The organism is Fulvivirga aurantia (genome assembly GCF_009711475.1).
Taxonomy (GTDB): Bacteria; Bacteroidota; Bacteroidia; order Cytophagales; family Cyclobacteriaceae; genus Fulvivirga; species Fulvivirga aurantia.
The window spans coordinates 1-4,106 of sequence record NZ_SMMD01000566.1; the positions used below are offsets into that span (position 1 = coordinate 1).

A 4,106-nucleotide genomic window follows, 5' to 3' on the forward strand; every position below is an offset into this window, starting at 1 on the left:
TATTCATCACATCGGTGGCGTAATCAAGACCTCCTGATTTTTTTACAAAAGCGATCACTTCTGCCACTTTTTTATTGTTGTGACTATGGTTTCTGATGATATTGATGATCCGCTTCTTCTCTAGCCACCCTGCAGATTGCAACGCTTTTATAAGAGGTAGCGTCATTTTCTTTTCTTTGATATCAATACCAAGAGGTTTGCCTATTTCGCTTTCACCGTAATCAAACAAATCGTCCTTTATCTGAAAAGCCATGCCCACTTTTTCACCGAAAGATCTCATACGATCCACACTGTCGTTTTCCTCCTCTCCATTTTGACTAACAGACGAAGCACCAACTGCACAGCAAGAGGCTATAAGTGAAGCCGTTTTTTGCCTGATGATTTCGTAATAAATATCTTCTGTGATATCGAGATTTCTTGCTTTCTCAATTTGCAGCAACTCACCTTCACTCATCTCCTTTACGGCACTGGAAACAATTTTTAACAAATTGTAATCTCCATTATCTACAGATAACAAAAGCCCTCTGGAAAGCAGGTAATCGCCTACCAAAACTGCTATTTTATTCTTCCATAATGCATTGATGGAAAAGAAACCCCTTCTGTAATTGGCATCATCAACTACATCATCGTGTACAAGAGTGGCCGTGTGTAGGAGCTCGATGAGTGAGGCGCCCCGATAAGTAGCCTCAGAAATATTACCACAAGTGCCTGCGCTTAAAAACACGAACATAGGTCGCATCTGTTTCCCTTTGCGCTTTACAATATAACTCATTATTTTGTCCAGCAGGAGCACTTTGGTCTTCATGGATTTTCGGAATTTTTTCTCAAATTCCTCCATCTCAGAGGCAATGGGCGATTTTATTTCTTTTAAGCTTAAAGCCATATGGGACAAATGAGCTACAATTATACTTACGAAAACCCCTTAATCAAAATTATAGATGACTAACTCACTGAAGATAATTGATGACATAGTACTACACAGCGACCACCATAATAAACCAATGTTGGTAGATGCCAGATTTGTGGCTTCGACCTACGCCAAACCAGTGGTGATATTTGTTCATGGCTTTAAGGGATTTAAAGACTGGGGTCATTGGAATATTATTGCTAATGAAATGGCCTACAACGGTTTTTGTGTCGTAAAACCTAATCTAAGTCACAACGGAACAACTCCTGAGAAACCATTAGATTTTGACGATTTGGAAGCCTTTAGTAACAATACTTACAGCATTGAATTAGACGATTTAGGCACACTAATCGACTATCTTTTTTCTACCACTTGCACGATTCCAAATTTAGATTTGAGCAAGGTATACCTGGTTGGTCACAGCCGCGGTGGTGGCCTTACATTACTCAAAGCCCACGAAGATGACAGAATTAAAGGTGTGATCACCTGGGCATCTGTTGCAGATTATGGTACAAGATGGGATGAAGAAACCATGGAAAAGTGGAAAGCCACTGGCACCCATCACATCTACAACGGAAGAACCAAGCAGAATATGCCCATGAAGTACAATATTGTTGAAGACTACCACGACAACATCGACCGATTAAATATTAGAAAGGCTGTTGAAAGTTTGAAGGTGCCATTGCTGCACATTCACGGAGACCAGGATCCAACCATAAATATTGAAGAAGCCAAAGAAATGAGCACCTGGAATAAACAAAGTGAGCTTTACATTGTAGAAGGAGCCGACCATGTGTTCAACGGCAGCCACCCTTTCGAAGGGAAAGAACTTCCTGAGAACAGCCAGATATTAATAGATAAAACATTATCTTTCCTTCGCCAAATCAGCGGTAATTCATGAGTATAGACCAACAATACATCGATTACATCATTTTCCCACTGGCAGTATTAGCCGGAGCTTTCTTTCTCTCACGTGTACTCAGGTACTTTATCAGACGATTTGTAAAGCGGATGTCGGAGTCTATGAAGTTAGACCCCACCAAGTACAACTTTTTGAGTAATGCCATAAATTTCATCATACTCATATTAGCTGTGATGGTAATTTTCTACCATATCCCGCAGCTCAAACAATATGGTGTAGGAATTTTTGCCAGTGCTGGTGTATTAGCAGCTATTGTAGGTTTTGCCTCACAATCGGCTTTTTCAAACATTGTATCCGGTGTGTTTATTGTGCTTTTTAAGCCCTTTAGAGTTGGTGATCACATTTCTCTTAGTAAGGGCAATTCTGGTGAAGTAGAAGACATCACGCTGCGCCATACCGTAATTAAAAACTATGAAAATAGACGTATTGTAATACCTAACTCAATCATCAGTGACGATACCATCGTAAACTCTTCACTCAACGAAGACAAAACCTGTATGTACGTTCTATTTGGCATCAGCTATGATTCAGACATAGACCTCGCCACTAAAATAATGCAGGAAGAGGCGATGAAACACCCCGATATACTCGACAACCGGTCAGCTGCAGATAAGCGAGACGGGAGCCCAATGGTGGTAGTGAGACTCATAGATTTTGGAGATAGCTCTGTAAACCTTCGAGCCTATGTATGGGCAACTGACCCTATGGTAGGTTTTATGATGAAATGTGACCTTCACAAATCTATAAAAAAGAGGTTCGATGCAGAAGGTATAGAAATACCATACCCACATAGAACCATCGTTTATAAAGACAAAAAAGTTGAGATTTGATGCCATTCCAGTTACCGAAAATAGGAATACCCAGTTTTGTAAGTAAAACAAAAACTGCCGGACTCCCTCCAGGGCAGCTTGTGCACCTTGGAGAAAAGCTCACCGATAAATCCATCGTTGAGTTTATTAATTACGACAAAACTAATTTTCACGAGGCCTCGAGTGAGCAACCGACAGAAATACTTACACAAATTGATCCTAAAAAAGTAAACTGGATTAATATAGACGGGCTGCACAACATCAATCTGATCAAGAGTGTTGGCGATCATTTTGATATCCATCCATTGGTTTTAGAGGACATACTTAACCCTGACCAACGGCCAAAAGTCGAAGATTATGAGAATTTCCTGTTTTTCACAGTTAAAACTTTAAATACGCTCAAGCCAGACGATATCGTATATGAGCAAATGAGTTTTATCTTAGGCAAAGACTTTCTCATTTCATTTCAGGAGAAAGAAGGAGACCTTTTTGATGGGTTAAGAACCCGACTTAGGAGTGACCCTAATAGCAAAGCCAGAGTAAGAGATGTCGATTATCTCTTCTATCGATTAATCGACACCATTGTTGATAGCTACTACCTCATAATCGAAAATCTGGGGGAGCGAATTGAAGACCTTGAAGATGAGGTGTATTTAGACCCAACTAACGATACGCTTAAAAAAATTCAGGCCTTAAAAAAGGAGTTGATCTTTTTGAGAAAGTCTGTTTACCCACTGCGAGAAGCAATAAGTAAAATATCAAAAGACGAATATGATTTTGTAAACAAAGAAACTGTAAGGTTTTTCTCAGATGTATACGACCACACCATTCATATCATTGAGACCTTTGAAACTTATAGAGACCTTACCACAGGCCTCATGGATATGTACATGACCAGCATTAGCAATAAAATGAATGAGGTGATGAAGGTGCTTACCATTATTGCTACCATTTTTATCCCTCTTACTTTTATCGCTGGTATTTACGGTATGAATTTTCAGTATATGCCTGAGCTCACCTGGAAATACGGCTATTTTTATGCCTTGGGAGCTATGGGTATTATTTTCATAGGTATGTTATTTTACTTTAAAAAGAAAAAATGGTTATAAGACTAAAATTGCTCTTACTATTTCTCGTGCTCCACGGTTTTGTGATGGCTCAGGAAACAACGCCAGAGGCATTGGCACAGCAACAACTTGACGCTTACAATGCCCGTGATATAGAAGCCTTTTTAATTCCTTACAGTGACTCTGTGAAAATTTACAACTTCCCTGGGGAATTGTCTATGCAAGGCAAAGATGCCATGCGTACAACTTACAGCGGCATGTTTGAAAGGTTACCCGATTTGCACTGCACCATCGTAAACAGAATGGTAAACGGCAATGTGGTGATCGATCACGAAAGTGTGGTTTTTAGAGAAAACATGCCGGCCGTTGAAGTTTTTGCCCTCTATAAAATCTCAAATGGT

At 39.8% G+C, this 4,106-nt stretch carries 5 protein-coding genes; 4 read left to right on the plus strand and 1 reads right to left on the minus strand.

Translation table 11 applies throughout. From position 1 onward, the window contains the following. A partial coding sequence (locus E1176_RS04730) for a polyprenyl synthetase family protein (protein ID WP_155209418.1) occupies nucleotides 1-883 on the minus strand: 883 nt, incomplete at its 3' end. Between the two features lie 55 nt (nucleotides 884-938). Between E1176_RS04730 and E1176_RS04735 the strand changes: the two genes are divergently transcribed. The 4 genes from E1176_RS04735 to E1176_RS04750 all read left to right on the plus strand — a co-directional run. Next, nucleotides 939-1,808 carry an alpha/beta hydrolase family protein gene (locus E1176_RS04735; RefSeq protein ID WP_155209419.1) on the plus strand — a complete coding sequence of 290 codons (870 nt, stop codon included), beginning with the start codon at nucleotides 939-941 and terminating at the stop codon, nucleotides 1,806-1,808. Beyond that, nucleotides 1,805-2,659 carry a mechanosensitive ion channel family protein gene (locus E1176_RS04740; RefSeq protein ID WP_155209420.1) on the plus strand — a complete coding sequence of 285 codons (855 nt, stop codon included), beginning with the start codon at nucleotides 1,805-1,807 and terminating at the stop codon, nucleotides 2,657-2,659. The genes E1176_RS04735 and E1176_RS04740 overlap by 4 nt, the downstream gene beginning before the upstream one ends. Then, a complete protein-coding gene (gene corA / locus E1176_RS04745; RefSeq protein WP_155209421.1) occupies nucleotides 2,659-3,747 on the plus strand; it encodes a magnesium/cobalt transporter CorA in 1,089 nt (362 codons plus the stop codon). The genes E1176_RS04740 and corA overlap by 1 nt, the downstream gene beginning before the upstream one ends. Beyond that, nucleotides 3,738-4,106: nuclear transport factor 2 family protein (locus E1176_RS04750; protein ID WP_246205941.1), on the plus strand; the 369-nt coding region annotated here is incomplete at its 3' end. The genes corA and E1176_RS04750, both read left to right, overlap by 10 nt.